The sequence below is a fragment of the Micrococcus sp. NPDC078436 genome (genome assembly GCF_040702705.1).
Classification (GTDB): domain Bacteria; phylum Actinomycetota; class Actinomycetes; order Actinomycetales; family Micrococcaceae; genus Micrococcus.
In genome coordinates, this window is the sequence record NZ_JBFBLX010000001.1 from 244,866 (window position 1) to 266,710 (window position 21,845).

Here is a 21,845-nt window from a genome sequence, read left to right on the forward strand (position 1 = left end):
CCGTGTCCCGCATCATCGCCGGCGCCGCCGCCGGCCGCCCCCTGCGCTCCGTGCCCGGCACGGGCACCCGCCCCACGACGGACCGCACCAAGGAGGCCCTCTTCTCCTGGCTCTCCGCGCGGGACTGGACGGACGGCACCCGCGTGCTCGACCTCTACGCCGGCTCCGGCTCGCTGGGGTGCGAGGCGGCGAGCCGGGGCGCGGCGAGCGTCGTGCTCGTGGAACGGCACCGCCGCGCCGCCGAGGTGTGCCGCGCCAACGCGGCGATGGTCAACGAGGCCCTCGGGAGGACAGTGGTGAGCGTGCGCGCCTCCTCCGTCGAACAGGTGCTCGCCGTCGGCGGGGCGCAGGGCCTCGAGGACGGAGGCGAGCCCGTGGACCTCATCCTCGCCGACCCGCCCTATCCCGAGGCGGGGGAGGCGTTCCACGCCGTCCTCGCCGCCGCCGCCGCGCGGCTCAGCCCCGGCGGGCTGCTCGTGCTGGAGCGCTCCGCGCGCGACCCGGCCCCGCGGCGCCCGGCCACGCTCGAGGAGGTCGACGTGCGCGCGTACGGCGAGACCGCCCTCTACCTGTGGCAGGACGAGCGCTGAGCCCCGTGCCCCCGCTCGGCGGGCGGGGGCCCGACGGCACGCGGCCGCGCGGGAGAGGGGAGCGTCAGCCCCGGCGCAGCCGCGGCGCGGCCTCGGCGAGGCGCCGCATGCCCTCGGCCACCACGTCCTCGGACTTGCAGAACGCCAGCCGCAGCCAGGAGGCGAGGTGGGCGTCGGCCGGATCGTCCGTCGGCCGGCACAGCGCGCTCACCGGGATGCCCGCGACGCCGGCCTCGCGCACCCAGTCCCGCACGGCCGCCGAGGCGTCCGTCACGCCCCAGGGGGCCAGGTCCACCACCACGAAGTACCCGGCGTCCGGCACCACGGGCTCCAGGCCCACGGCGCGCAGCCCTGCCACGAGGGTGTCCCGCGTGGCGCGGTACCGCTCCCGCTGCCCCACGAGGTGCGCCTCGCCCCGCGGCAGGTAGGCGGCCATGGCCGCCTGGTAGGCCGGGCCCGTGGAGAAGGTGAGGTACTGCTTCACGGCGCGCACGGCGGCCACGAGCTCGGCGGGCCCGGCCAGCCAGCCCACCTTCCACCCGGTCACGGCGAACGCCTTCCCGGCCCCGGACGCCGTCAGGGCGATCTCCCGGGCCCCGGGGATCGAGCGCAGGGAGACGTGCTCGCCCTCGAACACGAGGTGCTCGTACACCTCGTCGGAGAGGATCAGCACGCCGCGCTCCCGGCACAGCCGCACGATCTCCTCGAGCAGGGCGCGCGGGTACACCGCGCCGGTCGGATTGTGCGGGGTGTTGAGGATGAGCAGCCGGGTGCGGTCGGTCAGCGCCGCCGCGATCCGGGCCGGGTCGGGCAGGAACGCGGGCGGCTCCACGGGCACGGTCACGTGGCGGGCGCCGGCCAGGGCGACGGTCGCGGCGTGGGAGTCGTAGAACGGCTCCACCGTCACCACCTCGTCGCCGGGGCCGACGAGGGCCAGCACAGTGGCGGCGATCGCCTCCGTCACCCCGGCGGTGACCAGCAGCTCGGCATCCGGGTCCTCCGTCACGCCCCAGTGCGCCCGGCGGTGCTCGACGACGGCGCGGCGCAGCGCCGCGTCCCCGCCGCCGGGCGCGTACTGGTTCGGGCCCGCGAGGACGGCGTCCGCGGCCAGGCGCAGCAGGTCCGCGGGGCCGTCGGCGTCGGGGAAGCCCTGCCCCAGGTTCACGGCACCGTGCTCGGCCGCGAGGGCCGTCACCGTCTCGAAGACGGTGGGCGCGGGGACGCCCCCGCGCAGCAGCCCGGTGGCCTCGGCGGCGCGGCGCCATGGTCCGGGGACGGCGGCGGGAGTCGGGTGGGGGGCCGGGGTGTCCATGGCGGCCACTGTACTTTCCGGCCGGCCGGCTCGCGGGCGGGGGCGGAGAGCGGTCCTCGCCCCCGCCGGGCCCCCGGGGTAGGTTGGGCGCATGCGTCGTGCCGTCTGCCCCGGATCCTTCGACCCGCTGCACAAGGGTCACGTCGAGGTCATCATGCGGGCCGCCAACCTCTTCGACGAGGTGATCGTGGCCGTCTCCGTGAACCCCAAGAAGACGTACCGGTTCACCGTGGACGAGCGCATCGAGATGGTCGAGGCCACGGTCTCCTCCCTGTCCGGCGTGAGCGCCCGGCCCATGGGGACCGGCCTGCTCGCCGAGTTCTGCCGCTCCGTGGGTGCGGACACCATCGTGAAGGGCCTGCGGGACGGCGCCGACCTCGCCTTCGAGGCGCCCATGGCCACGATGAACCGCCACCTCACGGGCGTGGAGACGGTCTACCTGCAGGCCGATCCGCGGTTCGCCCACCTCTCGTCCTCCCTCATCAAGGAGGTCCACGGCCTGGGCGGAGACGTCCGCGACTTCGTCCCCGCCGCCGTGATGCGGCGCCTGAACGCCGCACCGTCCCCGTCCGCCGTCCCCGACCCGTCCAGGAGCACCCGTCCATGACCGAGCAGACCCCCACCCGCCCGCGCACGCGCAAGGCCGTCATCCCGGCCGCCGGCCTGGGCACGCGCTTCCTCCCGGCCACGAAGGCCATGCCCAAGGAGATGCTGCCGGTGGTCGACCGCCCTGCCATCGAGTACGTGGTGGCGGAGGCCCGCCGCGCGGGGCTGTGCGACGTCCTGATGATCACAGGCCGCAACAAGCGCGCCCTCGAGGACCACTTCGACCGCCACCCGGCCCTCGAGGCCACGCTCGAGCGCAAGGGAGACCAGAAGCGCATCGACCTGATCCGCGAGTCGGACCTCGTGGGGGACATCCACTACGTGCGCCAGGGCGCCGCGCTCGGCCTCGGCCACGCCGTCGGCTGTGCGCGCCGCCACGTCGGGGAGCAGCCGTTCGCGGTGCTCCTGGGCGACGACCTGATCGGCGCCGACGACGACCTGCTGGTCCGCATGATCGACGCCCAGGAGCGCCTCGGCGGCTCCGTCGTCGCGCTCATGGAGGTCCCGGAGGAGGCCGTCTCCTCGTACGGCGTGGCCGCCGTCGAGGCCGTGGAGGGCACCGACGAGGTGGTGCGCGTGACCGGCCTCGTGGAGAAGCCCGCCCGCGAGGACGCCCCCTCTCGCCTCGCGGTCATCGGCCGCTACGTGCTCTCCCCGGCGGTGTTCGACGTGCTCGAGGAGACCGCTCCGGGCCGCGGCGGCGAGATCCAGCTGACGGACGCGCTGCAGACCCTCGCGGAGGGCGAGGGCGAGGGGTACGGCGTGCACGCCGTCGTCTTCGAGGGCCGCCGCTACGACACGGGGGACAAGCTGGGCTACCTCCAGGCCGTGGTGGAGCTCGGCGTGGACCACCCCGAGCTCGGCGACGACCTGCGGGCCTGGCTCAAGGGGTTCGCCGCCGGACTCTGAGGCGCGCCGCCCGTGCGCCGCTTTGGCGTGGAACGGGGCAGCCGCTAGGATGGGCTGTCGGTCCATCGTGGCCTGACCCTGCCTGCACGCGTCGAACGGTCCGATCCGGACAGTCGGCGCGGCCCGTCCCACCGCCGAGAGGAGCGATCATGGACACCGACGAACGCCCCGACGCGGGGTCGCCGTGGGTCATCTCCGTGCGCGACCTCCTGCGCGGAGCCGGGATCCAGCGTCACGTGACGGCCCAGTGGCCCGCCCCCGAGGGGGTGAGCACGCCTGTCCTCGGCGTCCCCGCGGGGGACCTCGTGGACGTCGAGCTGCGCCTCGAGGCCGTCCACGAGGGCGTGCTCGTCACCGGCACCGCGGACGCGGACCTGGTGGGCGAGTGCGGCCGCTGCCTGACCCCTCTGCGCGAGGGGATCACCGTGGACCTGCAGGAGCTGTTCCTCACCGGCGCGTCCCGGGACGAGGCCGGCGACCAGCCGATCGTGGTGCACGAGACCGTGGACCTGGAACCCGTGTTCCGGGACGCCGTGGTCATCACCCTGCCGTTCCAGCCGCTGTGCCGGCCGGACTGCGAGGGCCTGTGCGCCGACTGCGGCATCCGCCTCGAGGACGCGCCCGAGGGGCACGCCCACGAGCGCGTGGATCCGCGCTGGGCGGCGCTCGCCGCCCTCGCGGGCACCGAAGAGACCTCCAACACCGAGACAGAAGAGAGATAGCCGTGGCAGTCCCGAAGCGGAAGATGTCCCGTTCCAACACCCGTTCCCGTCGTTCCCAGTGGAAGGCCGAGGCCCCCACGCTGGTCAAGACCGTGGAGAACGGCCGCGTGTCCTACCGCCTGCCCCACCAGGCCGAGCTGAAGACCGACGCCGCCGGCACCCCGCTGTTCTTCGAGTACAAGGGCCGCAAGGTCGCTGACGCCTGAGATGGCGTCGTCACCGGCTCGCCGCGGGGTCGCCCCCGCGCCGGAGACACCTGAACTGTTCGAGCGTCTCGGCGTGCACATCACGTCCGAGACGCTCGAACGTGCTTTGACGCACCGTTCGTACGCGTACGAGCACGGCGGCCTGCCCACCAACGAGCGCCTCGAGTTCCTCGGGGACTCGGTGCTGGGCTACGTGGTCACGGACCACATCTTCGCCGTGTACCCGGACCTGCCCGAGGGCGACCTCGCCCGGCGCCGGGCCGCCGTCGTCTCGACGCGTGCGCTCGCGAAGGTGGCTCGCCGGATCGGCATCGGCCCGTTCATCAAGCTCGGCACGGGCGAGGCCCGCACGGGCGGCGCGGACAAGGACTCGATCCTCGCGGACAGCCTCGAGGCCCTCATCGGCGCCACCTACGTGGACCACGGGGCGGTGGCCGCCGCGGCCCTCGTGCACCGGCACGTCGTGCCGCTGCTCGACGAGCCGGACCTGATGCGCGAGAGCACCGACTGGAAGACCGTGGTGGCCGAGGCCGCCAGCCGGCACCGCCTCGGCGAGGTCGTGTACGTCATCGAGGGACAGGGCCCCGCGCACGACCCGCGCTACCGCGCCACCCTGCGTGTGGGCGGGAAGGACTACGGCTCCGCCGTCGCCAGCTCGAAGAAGCAGGCCGAGCGCGAGGCCGCGGCCGAGTCCTGGCCGGCCCTGGAGGCCGACCTGCCCGCCGCGGGGCGCTGAGCCCGCCGTGCCGGAGCTCCCCGAGGCGGAGGTCGTGCGCCGGGGCATGGCCCGCAGCGCCGCCGGTGCCGCCGCCGGCCCCCTCGAGGTGCTCGACGCCCGCTCGGTGCGCCGCAGCCCCGGGGGACCCGCCGCGCTGCGCGCGCGCCTCGACGGGGCCGTCCTCGCCGAGCCCGCGCGGCGCGGCAAGTTCCTGTGGCTGCCGCTCGCGGACGGCGACGACGCCGTCGTCGTCCACCTGGGGATGAGCGGCCAGGTGCTCGTGGCCGAGCCCGCCGATCCTGACCCGCGCCACCTGCGGCTGCGCCTCCCGATCACCACGGGCGACGGCGCGGCGCGCGAGCTGCGGTTCGTGGACCAGCGGCTCTTCGGCGGCTGGTGGCTGGACCCGCTCGTCACCGAGGCCGCGACGGGGGAGCGGATCCCCGCGACGGCGGCCCACATCGCCCTGGACCCCCTCCACCCGCTCTTCGACCCCGCGGCCGTGCACGCCCGCCTGGCGCGGCGGCGCAGCGTCCTCAAGCGCGCGCTCCTGGACCAGTCCCTCGTGTCCGGGATCGGCAACATCTACGCGGACGAGGCGCTCTGGGCGGCTCGGCTGCACCCCGAACGCCCCACCTCCCGCCTGCGCCGCGCCGAGACCGTGGGCGTCCTCGAGGCCGTGCGGGAGATCATGGGGCGCGCCCTCGAGCAGGGCGGCACGAGCTTCGACGCGCTCTACGTGAACGTGGACGGGCGCTCCGGCGAGTATGCCCGCTCCCTGCAGGCGTACGGCCGCACGGGCTTGCCGTGCCGGCGCTGCGCGGCGGAGGGCGTCGTCTCCCTGATCGTGCGCGAGCCGTTCATGGGGCGGGCCTCCCACCGCTGCCCGCGGTGCCAGCCGAGACCGCGGCGGGCCTCCGCGCGCCCCGGTCCCTAGACTGTGCGGAGCCATTCCCGACAGGAGCCGACGTGACCCAGCCCCCGCAGACGCCGTGGACGCCTCGTGGCCCCGCAGACGGCACGCCGCCCGAGGACTCCGTTGCGGAGCACCGGCAGCCGGCGGGGCCCACGCCCGCGCCGTCCCCCGCCCGGGGCCGGCGCCGGCGTCGCCGCCGCTGGCCGTGGGTCCTCGGCCTCCTCGCGCTCCTGCTGGGGGCCGCCGTGGTGCTCGCGGGCTGGTACGCCGTCTCGCTCGGGCGCGTCTACGACGAGCAGCGGAAGACCGTGGACACCGGGGCGCTCGACGACGCCGGCTCCGGACCGATGAACATCCTGCTGCTCGGCTCCGACTCCCGCTCCGAGGAGGAGGGCGCGGACGCGGGCGACGGGCGCTCCGACACGATGATGCTGGTGCACCTCCCGGCGGACCGGGAGCACGTCTACATCATGTCGATCCTGCGCGACACGTGGGTGGAGATCCCCGGTCGCCACCAGGACAAGGTCAACGCGGCGTTCGCGATGGGCGGCTACCCGCTGGCCGTCGACACCGTGGAGCAGCTGATGGGCGTGCCCGTGCACCACCTCATGGAGGTGGACTTCCAGGGCTTCCGCGGCGTCACGGACGCCCTCGGCGGCGTGAAGGTCTGCAACCCCACCGCCTTCTCCTCGGGGCAGACCAATCCCTCCTACTTCCCGCGGGGCGAGATCCTCCTCCAGGACACCGCGGCCCTGCGCTACGTGCGGGAGCGCCACGCGTTCGAGGACGGGGACATGACCCGGGTGGAGAACCAGCAGCGCTACGTGGGCGGGGCCCTGGGGCGCTTCCTGAGCCCGGAGATCCTGGCGAACCCGGGCCGCACCTCCGACGTCGTCTCCGTCCTCTCCCGGCACCTCTCGGTGGACGACGGCCTGGACGCCGCCACCGTGGCGTCGCTGGCATGGCAGCTGCGCGAGGTGGGCCGCGAGGACGTGGAGATGTTCTCCGTGCCGATCGCCGGGTCCGGCCGCTCTCCCGGCGGCCAGTCCATCCTGGAGCTGGACCCGGCCAGGATGGACTCGCTGCGCTCCGCCCTCGCGGCGGACGACGTGCAGGGCTACATCGAGGCGGAGGAGGCCGCGCGCAGCCGCCGCGCGGCCGAGAAGGCCGCGGAGGCGTCCGCGTCCCAGAGCGCGTCCAGCTCCTCGACCACCGCGGAGCCGAGCCCGTCCGCACCGCCGGCCCCGAGCCCCGCCGTCCCCGAGGAGGTCTGCGGTGGCTGACGCCCGCTCCGCGGGCCGTGCCCGCCCCCCGCGTCTGATGCTCGTGACGCACTCCTACCGCCCGGAGCGCACGCCTCCGGCGCGACGTTGGGCCGTCGTGGTCCGCGTGCTGCGCGAGGCCGGCTGGGACGTGGATGTGATCGCCCCCGGCGGACTGCGCGCCTCCCACGGCGACGACGGCGAGCGCCTCCTCCCCACGCCGCGGCTGGCACGCGGGGCCGGGAGCCGCAACGGACGCTTCGTGGAGGCCGTGGTGCACAGCGTGCTCGCGGTGCCGCGGGGCCTGCTGGCACCCCGCCCCGACGTCGTGGTGGCCACCGTCCCCGCCCTTCCCGTCGTGGTGGCCGGCTGGGCCCTGTCCCGCCTGCGCCGACGCCCCCTCGTGCTCGAGATGCGCGACGCGTGGCCGGACCTCGCCCACGAGGCCGGGGTGCACGAGGGCCCGCTGGGCAGGGCCATGGAGCGCGTCGTGGCGGGCGGGCAACGGGCCGCGGACGTCGTCGTGACGGTGACCGAGGGCTTCGCCGAGACCCTGCGCGCGAGGGGGATGGGCGAGGTGGTGACGCTGGGCAACGGCGTGGATCTCGGCCGCGTGCGCACCGTGCCGCCCCGGGAACGGGCCGCCGGGGAGCTGCGCGTCCTCTACCTGGGCAACATGGGGGAGAGCCAGGGTCTCGAGCGCCTCGTGGAGGCCGCGGCCCGTCTGCGCGCGTCACATCCCGGCGTGCAGGTGCGCCTCGTGGGGGATGGCACGCGCCGCGCGGCGCTCGAGGAGCTGAACGCCCGCCTGGGCGGGGCCGCGGAGCTCCTCGATCCCGTGGAGGGTGTCTCCGTCGGCGAGCAGTACGCGTGGGCGGACACCCTCGTGGTCTCCCTGCGCCCCGATTGGCCGAGCTTCCGCCACACCGTCCCCTCCAAGACCTACGAGGTCCTCGCGGTCGGCCGTCACGTCACCGGCCAGGTGACGGGGGAGGCCGCCCACACGCTGGAGGCGGCCGGCGGTGCCGACGTCGTCGGCCCGGGCGTGGACGACCTCGTGGCGCACCTGGCCGCGCTCGCCGCGGACCCCGCCCGGACGGCCGTCGGCGACGGCGGGCGGGCGTGGGTGAGCGAGCACGCGGACGCCCGCTGTCTGGGCTCACGCTACGTCGAGCTCGTAGACCGTCTGGTCCGCTCGGCCCGCTCCGGGGCTCACCCGTCATCGCCGAAGGGACTCTCATGAACCGACGCCTGCCCGCGCCCGCCCAGGTAGCGGCCAACCTCGGACTGACGGTCTCGACGGTGGCCGACCACCTGCTGGACGATCCCGTCGTGCTTGCCCTCCAGGTGATGAGGCGCCTGCCGCCCCGGGCGCGGACCGCAGCGGCGGATGCCCTGGCCGGTGCCGGGGGTGGCCCGCTCGCCGTCCTGACCGCCCTCGGCCACGCGGCCGCGGGTCGCCCGGCCGAACTGGGCGCACTGGTCCGCTCGAGGGTGGGGCAGGCGTCTCCCGTCGAGCGCGTGCATCTCGCCGACGTGCTGACCGCCGCCCAGGAACCTGAGCTCGCCGACGAGCTCCTCTCGGGCACCCCGTCGGGGACACGGGGCTGGTCCGAGGCGCGGGCCCGGTGGCACTGGCACCATGGGCAGGTCGACGAGGCCATCGCTGTCCTGACAACCCGGGGGCGGCCAGGCCGCCTGCGGGCGCGCTTCGATTCGGAACACCGGGCTCTGACGGGGGGCCTCACCCTCCTGTCGGGACGGGACGTGAAGCGTGCGGTCGGATACGAGCCGACGCCGCGCAGGGTCCTCCACGTGCTCACCAACTCCCTGCCCCATACCGGGTCCGGCTACGCGCAGCGCTCGCACAGCCTGCTCCTCGCGACGCGCGAGGTCGGTTGGCACCCCGAGGCGGTGACACGGCTGGGATGGCCCGTGCAGACGGGGGTGCTGCATGCCCGGAGCACAGACGAGGTCGACGGAGTGCTCTATCACCGCCTTCTCACCCCCCGTCTCGAGCCGGGCATGGACCACCGACTGGCCCAGCACGCGCGCCTGCTCCTGAACCTCGTCTTGGACCGACGGCCGGCTGTGCTCCACACGACCACCCACTGGGTGAATGCCGTGGTGACGAGGGCGGTGGCGGAAGCAGTGGGGATCCCGTGGGTCTATGAGGTCCGTGGCCAGCTCGCGGACACGTGGGCCTCGACCCGGGGGCCGGAGGCGAAGCGCTCGCAGCGCTACCGCCTCTTTCAGGCCCGGGAGGCCGAGGCGGTCCGCAGCGCCGACGGGGTGGTCACGCTGGGTGAGCAGATGGCTCGGCGCATTGCGGCAGACGGCGTGCCCCGGGGGGAGATCGTCCTCAGCCCGAACGCTGTCGGAGGAGCCTTCCTCCAGACGCCGCGTGACGCCCATCAGGCCCGTCGCGAGCTCGGGCTGGACGCGGCGGCCGAATACATCGGCACCGTCTCCTCCATCGTCCCCTACGAGGGACTCGACGATCTCCTCCGTGCGGCGGCGATCCTCGCTCCACGTCGGCCGCGCCTGCGTGTCCTGCTGGTGGGCGACGGGACGGATCTGCCCAGGCTCAGGCAACTGGCCGTCGAGCTGGGCATTGACGACCGGCTCGTGACGACCGGACGGGTCGACCGCTCCCTGGCCCCCCTCTACCATCGGGCGCTCGACGTCTTCTGCGTGCCCCGCAAGGACATGGACGTCACCCGGTCCGTGACTCCCATGAAGCCTCTCGAGGCGATGGCGTCGGAGCGTCCCACACTCGTCTCCGCCCTTCCCGCACTCCGAGAGATCGTGACCGACGGGGTGACGGGTATCACCGTGCCCCCCGAGGACCCGGCCGCCTGGGCCGGCGCACTGGAGTCGGTGCTCTCCGACCCCGAGTGGGCTCGATCCCTGGGGCAGGCGGCTCGGGCATGGGTGGTGGCGGAGCGGACGTGGGGCTCGAACGCGGAGCGCTATGCGGCCCTCTACGCCAGGCTCGGCGCGGCCGAGTCAAGACCCAATGAGCCGTCTGCGACGGGCCGTCCCTATACTCGAGGGGAATAAGACACGCCTGGCCGATCGCTGTCGGTGATCGTTGCCGCCGGACGAGAGTCACCCTGGGGCGAGGACGTCCCGCCCGGCTCCACCATTTGGTCCCCGAGAGAAGTGAACGAGGATTCTTCATGAGCGAGATCAGTAGCGTCGCCGTCGTCGGCCTGGGCTACATCGGCCTCCCCACCGCCGCGATCCTGGCAGAGAACGGCGTGCGGGTCCATGGCGTTGACGTGAGCCAGCGGACAGTGGACGCCGTGAACGCCGGCACCGTCCCGTTCGTGGAGCCGGACCTCGCGGACTTCGTCTCCCGAGCCGTCGAGAAGGGCCTGCTCTCCGCAACCTTGGACACCCCGAAGGCGGACGCGTACATCGTGGCCGTGCCGACCCCCTTCAAGGACGGCCACGCTCCGGACCTCGGTTACATCGAGGCGGCGGCACGCGCCCTGGCCCCGCAGCTCTCCGGAGACGAGCTCGTGATCCTCGAGTCCACCTCGCCTCCCGGCGCTACCGAGCGCATGGCCGAGGTGGTCTACACCGAGCGTCCCGACCTTCGCGAGTCGAAGGTGGACTTTGCCCACTGCCCGGAGCGTGTGCTTCCCGGCCGCGTCATGGTGGAGTTGGTGACCAACGACCGGATCGTGGGCGGCTCCACCCCGCGCGCCGCGCAGCGCGCCAAGGCGCTCTACGAGACGTTCTGCGAGGGTCAGATCCTCCTGACCGACACACGCACGGCCGAAATGGCCAAGCTCGTGGAGAACTCATTCCGCGACGTGAACATCGCCTTCGCCAACGAGCTCTCCCTCATCTGCGCCGAGCTCGGCATCGACGTGTGGGAGCTGATCGAGCTCGCCAACCACCACCCGCGCGTGAACATCCTCCAGCCGGGCCCCGGCGTGGGTGGGCACTGCATCGCGGTGGACCCCTGGTTCATCGTCGACGCCGCGCCTGACACGGCGCGCATCATCCGTGCTGCGCGCGAAATCAATGACGGCAAGCCGAAGTGGGTCGTGGACCAGGCCAAGGCCGCCGCGTTTGACGTGCAGCAGGCCACCGGCCGTGCCCCCGTGGTGGCCGTCCTCGGTCTGGCGTTCAAGCCGAACATCGACGATTTGCGTGAGTCGCCTGCCCTGAACATCGCGACCGAGGTGGCGCAACAGTTCACCGGTTCGCGCATTCTCGTGGTGGAGCCGCATGTGGAGGAACTGCCCGCTGCGCTGGCCGGCCGCGAGAACGTGGAGCTGGTCCCGGCCGAAGACGGCATCCGGGAGGCCGATGTCGTCCTGCTGCTGGTGGACCATGACGCGTTCGCCGGGCTCGGTGCCGCCACCGAGGGCAAGACGGTCATCGACACGCGCGGCCAGTGGCGCTGACACGATCTCGGCACCTGGGGCGGGGCGGTCGGTGACGGCTGCCCCGCCCCGTATGTCCCAGACGGGCAGTGCCACGACCAAGGAGGACAACATGCGTCTGCTCGTGACCGGCGGTGCCGGATACATCGGGTCTCACTTCGTCTCTGCAGCACGGCAGCAGGGCCGGGCCGACGTCGTCGTCGTTGACGACTTCTCGACCGGCCTCCGACAGCGTGTTCCGGCCGATGTCCCCGTGCACAGGATCGACCTCGCGAGCGACGCGGCCGTAGCAGCACTGACCACTCTTCTCAAAGAAGAGTCGATTGAGGTCGTCGTCCACTTCGCTGCGAAGAAGGTCGTTGCGGACTCCGTCATGCAGCCGGAGGATTATTTTCGGTCGAACATCGGCGCAACTGTAAACGTGCTGACTGCCATGAGGGCTGCGGGAACCGCGTCGATGATCTTCTCCTCGTCGGCAGCCGTCTATGGTGAGCCGGACTCGTCGATTGTGTTCGAGGACACCCCAACGGCGCCGATCAATCCGTATGGCCAGTCCAAGCTCGTGAGCGAGCTGGCTCTCGCCAACGCTTCCCGCGCCTGGGGTCTCCGGGCAGTGGCATTGCGCTACTTCAATGTCGCCGGCGCGGAAGACGGCATTCTGGCCGATACCACGACGACGAACCTCATGCCGGCGATCCGTGATGTCATCACTCGCGGCCAGCGCCTCTCGGTCTTCGGCGACGACTACCCCACCGTCGACGGCACATGTGTGCGCGATTACGTCCACGTCGTCGATCTGGCCGAGGCGCACCTGGCGGCCCTGCCGGCGGTCCTGGGCAGCACCGACCCAGCGATCCGGATCTACAACGTGGGCACCGGAAGCGGAAGCAGCGTTCTCGAAGTCGTGGATGCCTTCCGCCGCCGCCCCGGCGTGGATCTCGATTACGACATTCGGCCCCGCCGCCCGGGCGACCCGGGGGCCTTGACAGCCAACGTCTCGCTTATCGAGGAGGAACTCGGATGGGTGGCACGTTATACGCGCGATGACATCGTCACGTCCGTCATCGACTTTCCGCCCCGGCTCATCACCTGACCGCTCGTCGCAGAGACGCCAGACCTGCCCCGCCGATCACAGCACCCGAGGAATCGCACCCATGATCCAACTCTTCCTTCGCTTCTCACGACGCCAACAACTCGTCATGGGGCTTTTTGTTCTGCTCGCTGTCGTGGGTTCGGTGCTCGCCTTCCTGGTGGACCACACGATCCTCATCGTCGCGCTGTTCTGGATGATGTGCGCTGCGGTGTTCGTAATGATCATGTATCACCGCCGTCTCAACGCGAAGATCACCCGCGCCGCCCGTGCTGCACGGATGGGTTCTTCCGCTGTGGCGGGCCGCGGGGGTGCGCGGCCCGCCACGGGGCGTCGAATGTCGACGCAAGAATCACTCGACTCGCTCCAAGCCGCTTTCGCCCGCGGCAGAACCGGCGCCGCGGGCCTACCGCTGGCGCGCAAACTCATCCAGGAACGCGGGGACCTCAGTGGCGCGCGGGAGGTGCTGGATCAGCTTCGTGGAAAGTCGGGCCTAACCGACTCTGAAGAGAACTTCGTTCGTCGCGTCGACTCTCTGAACCGCCTTCTCGAAGCGGACTACCCGCTTCCCGCACGTCACCGCACCTGCAATTACCTCCCCGTGCGAGGCAGGGTGCTCTACGCCGTGGGCATGTCACCCGTGTCTGTGACCAATGGCTACACGTCCCGGACTAAGGGCGTCGCCGCCGGGCTCGTGGCCCAAGGGCTGGACGTGGTCGTAGCACCCCTGCCAGGCAAGCCTTGGGACAAAAAGTCGGTCGTCCCCGGGCGGCGAGTGCCTGTCGAACAGCGTCGCGATGTCTCGGAGATCGACGGCGTACGCCACGTGCACAACCCTGGTCTCCCTGCATGGGAGGGCGATCTCGACGTCTTCTTCCAGGTGGCTGCCGATGCGTACGTCCGCGAAGCCATGATCGAGAAGCCTGAGTTCATCCTGGCCGCCTCGAACTACCTGTCCGCGCTGCCCGCCCTGATCGCAGCCCGTCGGCTCGGGGTGCCGTTCGTATATGAGATGCGCGGATTCTGGGAAGTGTCTGCGGCATCCGTCCGGCCGGGCTGGGAGCAGTCGGACCAGTATCGGCTTGACCGCCGCTACGAAGACCTCGTCGCCCGCGAAGCCGACCGAGTGATCGTCATCACGGATGAGATGCGTGAAGACCTTGCTGCCCGTGGCATCGATGCGGACAAGATCACCGTCGCGCCCAACTGCGTTGACCCAGAGGTGTTCGCCCCTCTTGGCAAGGACCATGCGCTCTTGCGCGGCCTGGGATTCACCGATACCGAGGCTCCGGTCGTGGGTTTCGCAGGCAGCGTCACCGATTACGAAGGCCTCGATCTCGTCACCGACGCGCTCGCGGCACTCAAGGCTGAGGGCGTCCGGTTCAACTTCCTCATCATCGGCGGGGGCGCATATCTCGATACGTTGAAGGTGAGGATCGCCACACGCGGTCTTGATCCTGAGACGCGTTTCGTCATGAACGTTCCGAACGCGGACATGCCGGCGTACCTCTCGAGCATCGATGTGTTCCCCCTGGCCCGGAAGTCCTTGCCGGTGACCGAGCTCGTTTCGCCATTGAAGCCGCTGGAGGCGATGGCGGTCGGCGGGGCGGTGGTCCTCTCCGACGTCTCGCCGCACAAGGTGTTCTGCGGGCCTGCTGGAGATACCGCGGTCAGTTTCCAGAAGGACGACCTGGCGAGCCTCATCGAGCGTCTGCGCGAAACTCTCGCGGACCCGCACGCTGCTCGCGCCATGGGGGTGCGTGCCCGGCGCTGGGTCAAGGAGAATCGGCGCTGGCCAGTCACGGGCGAGCGCATCGCCGCTTTACTGACGGCCTTGGCCGACGAGTTTCGGGCCCCATTGGACGATGCAGAGCGCCCGCTCACCGACTACACCGTCGCCTTCATCGGCGACGAATTCACGACGGACACCTTCGTCCCCGAGTTGACCGCCTTGCGTGTGAGGCCTGAGGACTGGCGCGAGGCCTTCGACGACCACCGCGTGGATGCGCTGTTCATCGAGTCCGCCTGGCGAGGCAACGACAGTGCGTGGACCGGGATCATTGGGTATTACGACGACGAGACTCACGCGCCGGTGGTCGAGCTGATCGCACATTGCAGGCTTCACGGAATCCCCGTGATGTTCTGGAACAAGGAGGATCCGGTCCATTTCAACCGGTTCAAGCGCACCGCAGCGCTATGCGACTACGTGTTCACGACGGACGCGCGCACGATTGTCGATTACAACGCGCTTCCGGACAACCAGATCACGACTGTCGCCTCGGCCCCGTTCGCGGCGCAGCCTCTGTTGCACAACCCGCTACCCAGCACCCGGGCACAAGACGAGAATATCGCGTATGGCGGGACCTACTACGGGGACAAGTACGCGACGCGTAAACAGGGGCTGGACTTCCTGTTCTATGAGTCTGCCCCACACGGCTTGGCGATCTACGAGCGGGTGCACAACGATCCCAACTCGCCGTACCGCCTGCCGGACCGTTTCCGCCGGTACGCGCGAGGAAGCCTGAGCTACCCCGAGATGTGCCAGGCCTATAAGGCCCACCCGATCCACCTGAACGGCAACTCGGTGGTGGACTCGCCGAGCATGTTCTCTCGCCGGGTCGTGGAGATCACCGCGTCCGGGTCGACGGTACTCAGCTCCGCGGGCCGTGGCGTAGACGAGACGTTGGCGGGCACCGTCCCGACCGTAACCACCGCCGATGAGGCTGCGGCCTATCTGGAGGGCTGGAAGTCGTCTGAGCAGCGTCGGCACGCCGGCCTGTGGGATGCGTTCCGCCACGTCTACGAGGCACACACGTGTGCTCACCGTCTGGTGTACATGATGCGCGTCGCTGGGTTCCGAGTCCGCAGTCCGCAGGCCGCGCCGATCGCGGTTGAGTGCGCCGCCGCAGACGTGCCGTTGTTCGAGGCCCAGACCATGCGTCCTGCCTTGTACCTGGTGACTGACACCACTGAGGGCGTTGACGCCGCCTGTCCCGTCGTCCTCGCCGCTCTTCCGGAGCGGGCGGCGACGCTGCAAGAGGCCGGTATCCGGAACGTCGTCGTCCACCGTGATGGCGCCCCTGCTCCGGACGAGCACCTTGTGGAGGACTTCTCGCTCGCTCTGCATTTCGGACCTTGGAAGGCCGTGGGCACTCGGACCGTTGAATGGTCGCCGGGCGACGCACACGTGCGAATCGCTGCTCTGACGGCGGACATCGATGAGGGCACTGTGCTGGTGGACGCCGGCGTCTACACCGACTCTGTTCTCGGGGAGCGACCTGCTCTAGCCGATGACGAGGTCTTTGCCTGGCAGCACGTCGTAGAACACGTCGGCAAGGTGACCTACACAGACTCGACGGCTGTCCCGATCGACACCGCGGTCGCCCACGAGGAGGCAGGCCCCCTTTCGCTCGTTGCTTCTGGAGAGGCGGGGCCGCCCGTAGGGGAGACTCAGACGGCGCCTCTCAACGTCCTCGTCGCTGGCCATGACCTGAAGTTCCTGCCGCAGATCATGGCCCAGCTCGAAGCTGCGGGTCACCGTGTCATCATCGACCAGTGGGACGGACACGATATCCACGACGAGGAACGCAGCCTCCGACTCCTCGCCGAAGCAGATGTCGTCTTCTGTGAGTGGGCGCTCGGGAACGTGAAGTGGTACAGCCACCACAAGCAGGACAACCAGCGGCTTGTGGTGCGCCTCCACGCCCAGGAACTTCGCACTCGCTATCTCAAGGACGCCGACCTGTCCGCCGTGGACACCTTCGTGTTCGTGTCGCCCGTCGGCATGCGGCGGGCGCAGTTGCTCTTCGGAGTGCCGGTGGACCGGTCCGTAGTCATCGGCAACACCTTCGACTTCGAGCGATTTGCGGCGCCTCGGAACGCACCGGATCCGCATGCCCTCGGTCTTGTCGGCTCCGTGCCACATTCGAAGCGTCTGGACCTCGCGCTCGACGTGACCGAACTGCTGGCGTCGCACGACCCGGCCTACCATCTCGACATCATGGGTAAGGAGTACCACGAGTACGCGTGGCTCATGAAGCGAACTGCTGAGCGGAGTTATTTTGAGGCCCAGTATTCGCGGATTGAATCGTCTGCGGTGCTCCGCGAAGCCGTCCGGTTCGGCGGTCACTCCTCTGACATCGCGGAGTGGTACCGCGCCAAGCCAGGCATCATCTTGTCCACGAGCGACCACGAAGGAACGCATCAGGCGATCGCGGAAGGAGGTGCAGCAGGCTGTGTGCCGGTGATCTTCCCGTGGGCGGGGGCTGAGGCCGTTTATGACGATCGATGGGTCGTCGAGGGCGTCCGCGACGCGGTCGACCGGATCCGCAGGTACTCATCAGATCCGGCCCTCTTCCTGGAGGAGTCTGAGCAGGTCAAGGCATTCATGCGGGAGCGTTTCTCGCCCGAAGAAATCGGTGCCCAGATCCTAGCCGTGGTAGAGGGCCGGCAGTGACGTAGCGCCGGAGAACGAAGGGGACCGTCTCTCGTGTGAGACGGTCCCCTTCTTTCAATGACCCGTGGTGCCCTCGAGAGCAACGATGCGTTCTGCCTCGGTCGTCTCGTACCGTGCCCGGACTTCGAGCGCTTTCTCTTCCCCGTGCTTGCGTAGTGCGCTCATGAAATAGCTGTAATGCTGCATGACGTCGAGGGTGTCTCCGTCTTCGATGATCGCGCCCTGATCCATCCAGACGACGCGGGTGCACATCTCTCGGATCACTCCGGCGGAATGGTTGACGAGGAAGCCTGTGCCAGACCGTGCGATCAGGTCTCGCATTGCTTGATTGGACCGCTCCCGGAAAGCGTCGTCGCCGGTCGCAAGTGCTTCGTCGATCATGATGATGTCGGGTTGCGACTTCACTGAGATCGCGAAGCGCAGGCGGGCCCGCATGCCGGAGGAGTATGTGCGCATGGGCATTCGAATGGATTTTCCGATGTCGGCCAACTCAGCGACTTGTGGGATTCGCTCGTGGACCTCGGCTGGGGTCAGGCCCATTGCGAGTAGACCGATCCGAATGTTGTCCAGACCGGTGAGGTTGGGCATGAGCGCTGCCCCTACACCCATCAATTGGGGCGCAGAAGCGGCAAAGACCTCCCCAGATGTTGGCGCCTCAACGCCTGCAAGGACGCGGAGCAGGGCACTCTTTCCGGACCCATTGCGTCCGACGAGTCCGATGAATTCGCCCATCCGTGCAGCTAAGGACACCCCCCTCACAGCATGGACGACGTCCAGTTCACCGCCCCGAGAAAAGAGCCCGCGAGATTTCTCGTCCCGAGCGATCCTCACGGGGTAATCGAGGATGATGTCCGTAGCGAGCAGGTTGAGGCCACCAGACGAGGCTGAGTGCCCCCCCTCGAACGCTTCCGGCGGCTGCGCATGGTCCTGGTTAGCGGTACTGGTCACGGCCGTACGATTCCTCTCCGAGCCAGAAGACAATGCTGCCGACAATCGTCAGGCACACGGCATACGCGGCGAGCATCGCCCAGCTCGACGCCGGCGGCGTCACCCCCTCGATGACGACCTGACGGTACATCGAGAGCAGTACATACAACGGGTTGAGTTGGATGATCGCATGGAGGGCGGGGTGGTTGTCCGTGAAGCGCGTGATTGGGAAGATGACTCCGGAGCCGTACATCAGGAGACGGGATACGAACGGCACCATGCGGCTCACATCCGGAAGGAGGGTGCTGAGCCGCGCCAGCACGAGCATGATGCCGAAGTTGAGGATCACGTGCAGCCCCAGGATACCCGGGAAGACCAGCCAGGACCACTCAGGCGTCTCATGCGGGGGGATCGCTATGACGAGGATGAACATCACTGCGATCGCTGGTAGTCGCTGGAGCACGTCGTATACGAGATCGGCCAAGGGCAGCGCCATGCGTGGGAACCGGAAGGCGCGGGTCAAGGACAGGTTCGACGCGATGGTCCGCGTGCCAGATGTCAATGCGGCTCCGGTCATCTGGAACATGAACACACCCACGATGACGAAAGCGACAAAATTGTCCATTCCGTGGTCGAAACGCAAAAGCAGACCGAAGATCAGCCAGTAGAAGATCGCGTCGAGCATTGGGCGAAGGATGAGCCATACCGACCCAAGACGACTGTCGTCGTTTCCTGTGACGAGCCGTCCCCGGGACTGCCACCAGATGAAGTGTCGGCGTTGCCAGAGTTCCACCAGATAGCGGCGAGGAGAAGGACGACCTGTGACAGGTGAGAGGTGTGAAGCGTCACCGTAAGCCTGGACGGCCGCGGCGCGGAATGCGCTGGCGACGGGTTCGGAGGGTCGTCTTGGTCGCCGTGTGTTCATCGGTTCGCGCCTGCCTTTCTGAGCGTGGGCCACCCGAGTGGGGGACCGGCCGTCGATGCGGGAGTTCCCCTGACGGTGCCCGACGACGGCAATGCCGCGCGCGTGAGGCGCGTCGACCGCCTCCTTAGTGTAGGAGACGGCGGCGCGGGAAGGCGGCTGCTGAGGGGTCGGCTTGTTGGCTTCGACTATGGTGAAGTCGTTTGGAGGTCCCGCCGCTTGGACTTGATCTCCTCCCCTTCGAGCCGTCGTCGATGCAGCGAGGAACACCGTGAAGAAAATCATGCCCATCTACGGAACCCGCCCGGAGGCCATCAAGGTGGCGCCCATCGTGAAGGCGCTCCAGGCGGACGACCGCTTCGACTGCGTCGTCACGGTCACGGGACAGCACCGCGAGATGCTGGACCAGGTCAATGAGCTCTTCGGGATCGTCCCCGACCATGACCTCAACATCATCCAGCCGCGCCAGACCCTCAACGGCGTCTTCGCCCGCACCCTCGCCGGCCTCGACGCCGTGCTGGAGGAGGTCGGCCCTGACGCCGTCCTCGTGCAGGGGGACACCACCACCTCGACGGCGGCCGCCGTCGCCGCGTTCAACCGCCAGATCCCCGTGGTCCACGCCGAGGCGGGCCTGCGAAGCTTCGACATCATGTCCCCGTTCCCGGAGGAGGCGAACCGGAAGATCACCAGCCAGATCGCCGCGCTGCACCTGCCGCCCACCTCGGTCAGTCGGGACAACCTGCTGCGCGAGGCTGTCGCGGAGGAGGACGTCTACGTCACCGGGAACACCGTGATCGACGCCCTCCTGGAGGCCGTGCGGGCCCAGGTGCCGTTCGAGGACGAGCGCCTCGCCGCCCTCGAGTCGTCCGGGCGCCGCATCGTGCTCGTCACCACGCACCGCCGCGAGAACCAGGGTGATGCGATGCGCGGGGTCGGTCGAGCACTGGCCCGGCTCGCGGCCCGCTTCCCGGACGTGTCGTTCGTCCTGCCGGCGCACCGCAACCCCGTGGTGCGCGAGGCGATCCTGCCCCACCTCGAGGGCCTGGAGAACGTGCTCGTCACCGAGCCGCTGGCGTACGGCGAGTTCACCCACCTGCTCTCGGCGGCCACCGTGGTGCTCACCGACTCGGGCGGGGTGCAGGAGGAGGCGCCCTCGCTGGGCAAGCCCGTCCTCGTGATGCGGGAGAACACCGAACGCCCCGAGGCCGTGAGCGCCGGGACCGTCCGGCTGATCGGCACGGACGAGGAGCTCGTGGTCTCCGAGGTCTCCCGCCTCCTCGAGGACCCCCAGGCCTACACCGCCATGAGCACGGCGGTGAATCCCTACGGCGACGGCCGCGCGGCCGAGAGGACGGTGTCCGGGATCGCGCAGCTGCTGGGTGTGGGGGAGCGGCTGCCGGCCTTCGACGGCGCCTGAGCCCCGGCGGTCTTCCGCCCGACGCCGACGGCGTCTGGGCGGTCAGACGTGGCCGCGCGGCGCCGGAGTCACGTCCGGCGGGATGATCGTGGGCAGCGAGCCCGTGCGCGGTCCGCCCGGGGCGACCGGCACGTTGGTCTCGGGGGCGCGGGTCCAGGCCAGCGCACCGAGCAGGATCACACCGCCGGTGAGCACGAACGCCCAGCCGTAGCCGGCGTGGTCCACCACGAGGCCGGCCAGCAGTGGACCGGCGATCGCACCGAGGTCCGCGGACATCTGCGCCGCGGACATCACCGGCCCGGCCTTGCGGCCCTGGCCCACCATGTCCGCGATGGCGGCCTGCTGCGGGGCGTTGAGCACGCCGGTGCCGGCTCCGGAGAGCAGGCACGCGACCAGGAACAGCAGGGGCGACTGCATCCACCCGATCACGCCGGTGGTGGCGGCCATGGTGAGCAGGCCGGTGAGGATCAGCGGCTTGCGGCCGTGCACGTCGGAGAGACGCGAGGAGAAGGTCACGGCGACCACGTTGCCCAGCGCGAACACGGAGAGGGCGAGGCCGGCCATGAGGGCCCCGTCCACCGGCCACCCCAGCAGCGCCGTGCCCGCGAACGCGGTGCCGGCGAACAGCGGCATCACCGAGTTGCGCACGCCGAACGTGGCCCAGCCGTTCGCGAAGAACGAGGCGAGCGCCGCACGGTAGGACGGCAGGCCGAACGCCTCCTTCAGGGGCATCGTCGGGCGGGGATCGCCGGTGCCGCGGTCCGCGCGCCGCGTGTCCCGCAGCAGGACGAACACCATCCCCGCGGCGATCACCAGCGACGTGCCGTAGATCAGGAACGGCGCACGGAAGCCGAAGACCGCCAGGGCGGAGCCCACGATCGGCCCCACGATGTTGCCGATCAGGAAGGCGGAGGCGTACGCACCGGAGACGCGCCCGCGCATCGTCGGCGGTGACTTCGCCGCCAGGAACGCCATGGCGGACACCGTGAACAGCGTGGAGCCGACGCCGCCGAGGGCGCGGAAGAGCAGCAGCTGCTCGAACGTCTGAGCGAAGGCGATGAGGAACATGGACGCGGCCACGATCAGCACACCGGTCATGTACACGGGCGTCTCGCCGAGGCGGTTCGTCAGGCGCCCGGAGAGCGGGGCGAACAGGAGCCGCGTCAGCCCGAACGCGGAGACGACGGCGGCCACGGCCGTCGCGGACGCGTTGAAGGAGCTCGCGTACTGCGGCAGGAGCGGGGCGATGATGCCGAACCCGATGGCGATCACGAACGCCGCCGCGACCAGCACCTTCACGTCCCGGGGGAGCGGTGGTCGGGACGGTCGGCGGTCACGGGAGGGCGGCATGCCCGTCATCATCCCACGCCCCTGTGACAGACTGGCCTC

The 21,845-nt window shown here is 70.2% G+C and carries 18 protein-coding genes; 14 read left to right on the forward strand and 4 right to left on the reverse strand.

What is annotated here, in order from left to right; all coding sequences use genetic code 11:
* Nucleotides 1-2 precede the first annotated feature (2 nt).
* Nucleotides 3-590, forward strand: coding sequence for a 16S rRNA (guanine(966)-N(2))-methyltransferase RsmD (rsmD, locus tag AB0302_RS01120; protein ID WP_248115102.1), 588 nt, complete (start codon nucleotides 3-5; stop codon nucleotides 588-590).
* A 64-nt stretch (nucleotides 591-654) separates the two neighbouring features.
* Here the strand turns inward: rsmD and AB0302_RS01125 are convergent, their stop codons facing one another.
* On the reverse strand, nucleotides 655-1,902 hold the full coding sequence (locus AB0302_RS01125; RefSeq protein WP_319075255.1) for an aminotransferase class I/II-fold pyridoxal phosphate-dependent enzyme: 1,248 nt from the start codon (nucleotides 1,900-1,902) through the stop codon (nucleotides 655-657).
* 91 nt (nucleotides 1,903-1,993) lie between these two features.
* Between AB0302_RS01125 and coaD the strand changes: the two genes are divergently transcribed.
* The 12 genes from coaD to AB0302_RS01185 all read left to right on the forward strand — a co-directional run bounded on the left by coaD (nucleotide 1,994) and on the right by AB0302_RS01185 (nucleotide 17,190).
* Nucleotides 1,994-2,509 carry a pantetheine-phosphate adenylyltransferase gene (coaD, locus tag AB0302_RS01130; RefSeq protein ID WP_319075253.1) on the forward strand — a complete coding sequence of 172 codons (516 nt, stop codon included), beginning with the start codon at nucleotides 1,994-1,996 and terminating at the stop codon, nucleotides 2,507-2,509.
* Nucleotides 2,506-3,417, forward strand: coding sequence for a UTP--glucose-1-phosphate uridylyltransferase (locus tag AB0302_RS01135; protein ID WP_366370266.1), 912 nt, complete (start codon nucleotides 2,506-2,508; stop codon nucleotides 3,415-3,417). Before coaD ends, AB0302_RS01135 begins: the two co-directional genes overlap by 4 nt.
* Nucleotides 3,418-3,566: 149 nt before the next feature.
* Nucleotides 3,567-4,139, forward strand: a complete 573-nt coding sequence (locus AB0302_RS01140) for a YceD family protein (RefSeq protein ID WP_298713159.1) — start codon at nucleotides 3,567-3,569, stop codon at nucleotides 4,137-4,139.
* A 2-nt stretch (nucleotides 4,140-4,141) separates the two neighbouring features.
* Nucleotides 4,142-4,345: a 50S ribosomal protein L32 gene (gene rpmF / locus AB0302_RS01145; protein ID WP_248115096.1), complete on the forward strand. Its 204-nt coding sequence runs from the start codon at nucleotides 4,142-4,144 to the stop codon at nucleotides 4,343-4,345.
* Nucleotides 4,346-4,418: 73 nt separating this feature from the next.
* A complete protein-coding gene (rnc, locus tag AB0302_RS01150) occupies nucleotides 4,419-5,081 on the forward strand; it encodes a ribonuclease III (RefSeq protein WP_248115095.1) in 663 nt (220 codons plus the stop codon).
* Nucleotides 5,082-5,088: 7 nt separating this feature from the next.
* Nucleotides 5,089-6,000: a bifunctional DNA-formamidopyrimidine glycosylase/DNA-(apurinic or apyrimidinic site) lyase gene (gene mutM, locus AB0302_RS01155; protein ID WP_319075247.1), complete on the forward strand. Its 912-nt coding sequence runs from the start codon at nucleotides 5,089-5,091 to the stop codon at nucleotides 5,998-6,000.
* 32 nt (nucleotides 6,001-6,032) lie between these two features.
* Entirely contained in the window at nucleotides 6,033-7,262 is a 1,230-nt protein-coding gene (locus AB0302_RS01160) for an LCP family protein (RefSeq protein ID WP_366370267.1), read from the forward strand.
* Nucleotides 7,255-8,484 (forward strand): glycosyltransferase family 4 protein, encoded by a 1,230-nt coding sequence (locus AB0302_RS01165; RefSeq protein WP_319075244.1) that lies wholly within the window; start codon nucleotides 7,255-7,257, stop codon nucleotides 8,482-8,484. Before AB0302_RS01160 ends, AB0302_RS01165 begins: the two co-directional genes overlap by 8 nt.
* Nucleotides 8,485-8,543: 59 nt before the next feature.
* Nucleotides 8,544-10,304 carry a glycosyltransferase family 4 protein gene (locus AB0302_RS01170; protein WP_366370268.1) on the forward strand — a complete coding sequence of 587 codons (1,761 nt, stop codon included), beginning with the start codon at nucleotides 8,544-8,546 and terminating at the stop codon, nucleotides 10,302-10,304.
* A 119-nt stretch (nucleotides 10,305-10,423) separates the two neighbouring features.
* A complete protein-coding gene (gene wecC / locus AB0302_RS01175) occupies nucleotides 10,424-11,665 on the forward strand; it encodes a UDP-N-acetyl-D-mannosamine dehydrogenase (protein ID WP_366370269.1) in 1,242 nt (413 codons plus the stop codon).
* Between the two features lie 91 nt (nucleotides 11,666-11,756).
* Nucleotides 11,757-12,737, forward strand: coding sequence for a UDP-glucose 4-epimerase GalE (galE, locus tag AB0302_RS01180; RefSeq protein WP_366370270.1), 981 nt, complete (start codon nucleotides 11,757-11,759; stop codon nucleotides 12,735-12,737).
* Between the two features lie 61 nt (nucleotides 12,738-12,798).
* Nucleotides 12,799-17,190: a glycosyltransferase gene (locus AB0302_RS01185; RefSeq protein WP_366370271.1), complete on the forward strand. Its 4,392-nt coding sequence runs from the start codon at nucleotides 12,799-12,801 to the stop codon at nucleotides 17,188-17,190.
* A 54-nt stretch (nucleotides 17,191-17,244) separates the two neighbouring features.
* On the opposite strand, the gene AB0302_RS01190 is transcribed toward AB0302_RS01185, so the two are convergent.
* Together AB0302_RS01190 and AB0302_RS01195 are read right to left on the reverse strand one after the other, a co-directional pair.
* Nucleotides 17,245-18,138 carry an ABC transporter ATP-binding protein gene (locus AB0302_RS01190; protein WP_366370272.1) on the reverse strand — a complete coding sequence of 298 codons (894 nt, stop codon included), beginning with the start codon at nucleotides 18,136-18,138 and terminating at the stop codon, nucleotides 17,245-17,247.
* Nucleotides 18,122-19,324, reverse strand: coding sequence for an ABC transporter permease (locus AB0302_RS01195; RefSeq protein WP_366370273.1), 1,203 nt, complete (start codon nucleotides 19,322-19,324; stop codon nucleotides 18,122-18,124). Before AB0302_RS01195 ends, AB0302_RS01190 begins: the two co-directional genes overlap by 17 nt.
* On the opposite strand from AB0302_RS01195, the gene wecB reads away from it, so the two are divergent.
* Nucleotides 19,311-20,456, forward strand: a complete 1,146-nt coding sequence (gene wecB / locus AB0302_RS01200) for a UDP-N-acetylglucosamine 2-epimerase (non-hydrolyzing) (protein ID WP_366370274.1) — start codon at nucleotides 19,311-19,313, stop codon at nucleotides 20,454-20,456. The genes AB0302_RS01195 and wecB overlap by 14 nt on opposite strands.
* A gap of 42 nt (nucleotides 20,457-20,498) precedes the next feature.
* Here wecB and AB0302_RS01205 read toward each other — a convergent pair whose 3' ends face one another.
* Nucleotides 20,499-21,806: an MFS transporter gene (locus tag AB0302_RS01205; RefSeq protein WP_366370275.1), complete on the reverse strand. Its 1,308-nt coding sequence runs from the start codon at nucleotides 21,804-21,806 to the stop codon at nucleotides 20,499-20,501.
* Nucleotides 21,807-21,845 lie beyond the last annotated feature (39 nt).

Excerpts from the sequence above, each read along its gene's own strand:
- AB0302_RS01125 (WP_319075255.1), bottom strand. The coding sequence starts at position 1,902 with ATGGACACCCCGGCCCCCCACCCGACTCCCGCCGCCGTCCCCGGACCA.
- coaD (WP_319075253.1), top strand. The coding sequence starts at position 1,994 with ATGCGTCGTGCCGTCTGCCCCGGATCCTTCGACCCGCTGCACAAGGGT.
- AB0302_RS01135 (WP_366370266.1), top strand. The coding sequence starts at position 2,506 with ATGACCGAGCAGACCCCCACCCGCCCGCGCACGCGCAAGGCCGTCATC.
- AB0302_RS01140 (WP_298713159.1), top strand. The coding sequence starts at position 3,567 with ATGGACACCGACGAACGCCCCGACGCGGGGTCGCCGTGGGTCATCTCC.
- wecC (WP_366370269.1), top strand. The coding sequence starts at position 10,424 with ATGAGCGAGATCAGTAGCGTCGCCGTCGTCGGCCTGGGCTACATCGGC.
- galE (WP_366370270.1), top strand. The coding sequence starts at position 11,757 with ATGCGTCTGCTCGTGACCGGCGGTGCCGGATACATCGGGTCTCACTTC.
- AB0302_RS01185 (WP_366370271.1), top strand. The coding sequence starts at position 12,799 with ATGATCCAACTCTTCCTTCGCTTCTCACGACGCCAACAACTCGTCATG.
- AB0302_RS01195 (WP_366370273.1), bottom strand. The coding sequence starts at position 19,324 with ATGATTTTCTTCACGGTGTTCCTCGCTGCATCGACGACGGCTCGAAGG.
- AB0302_RS01205 (WP_366370275.1), bottom strand. The coding sequence starts at position 21,806 with ATGCCGCCCTCCCGTGACCGCCGACCGTCCCGACCACCGCTCCCCCGG.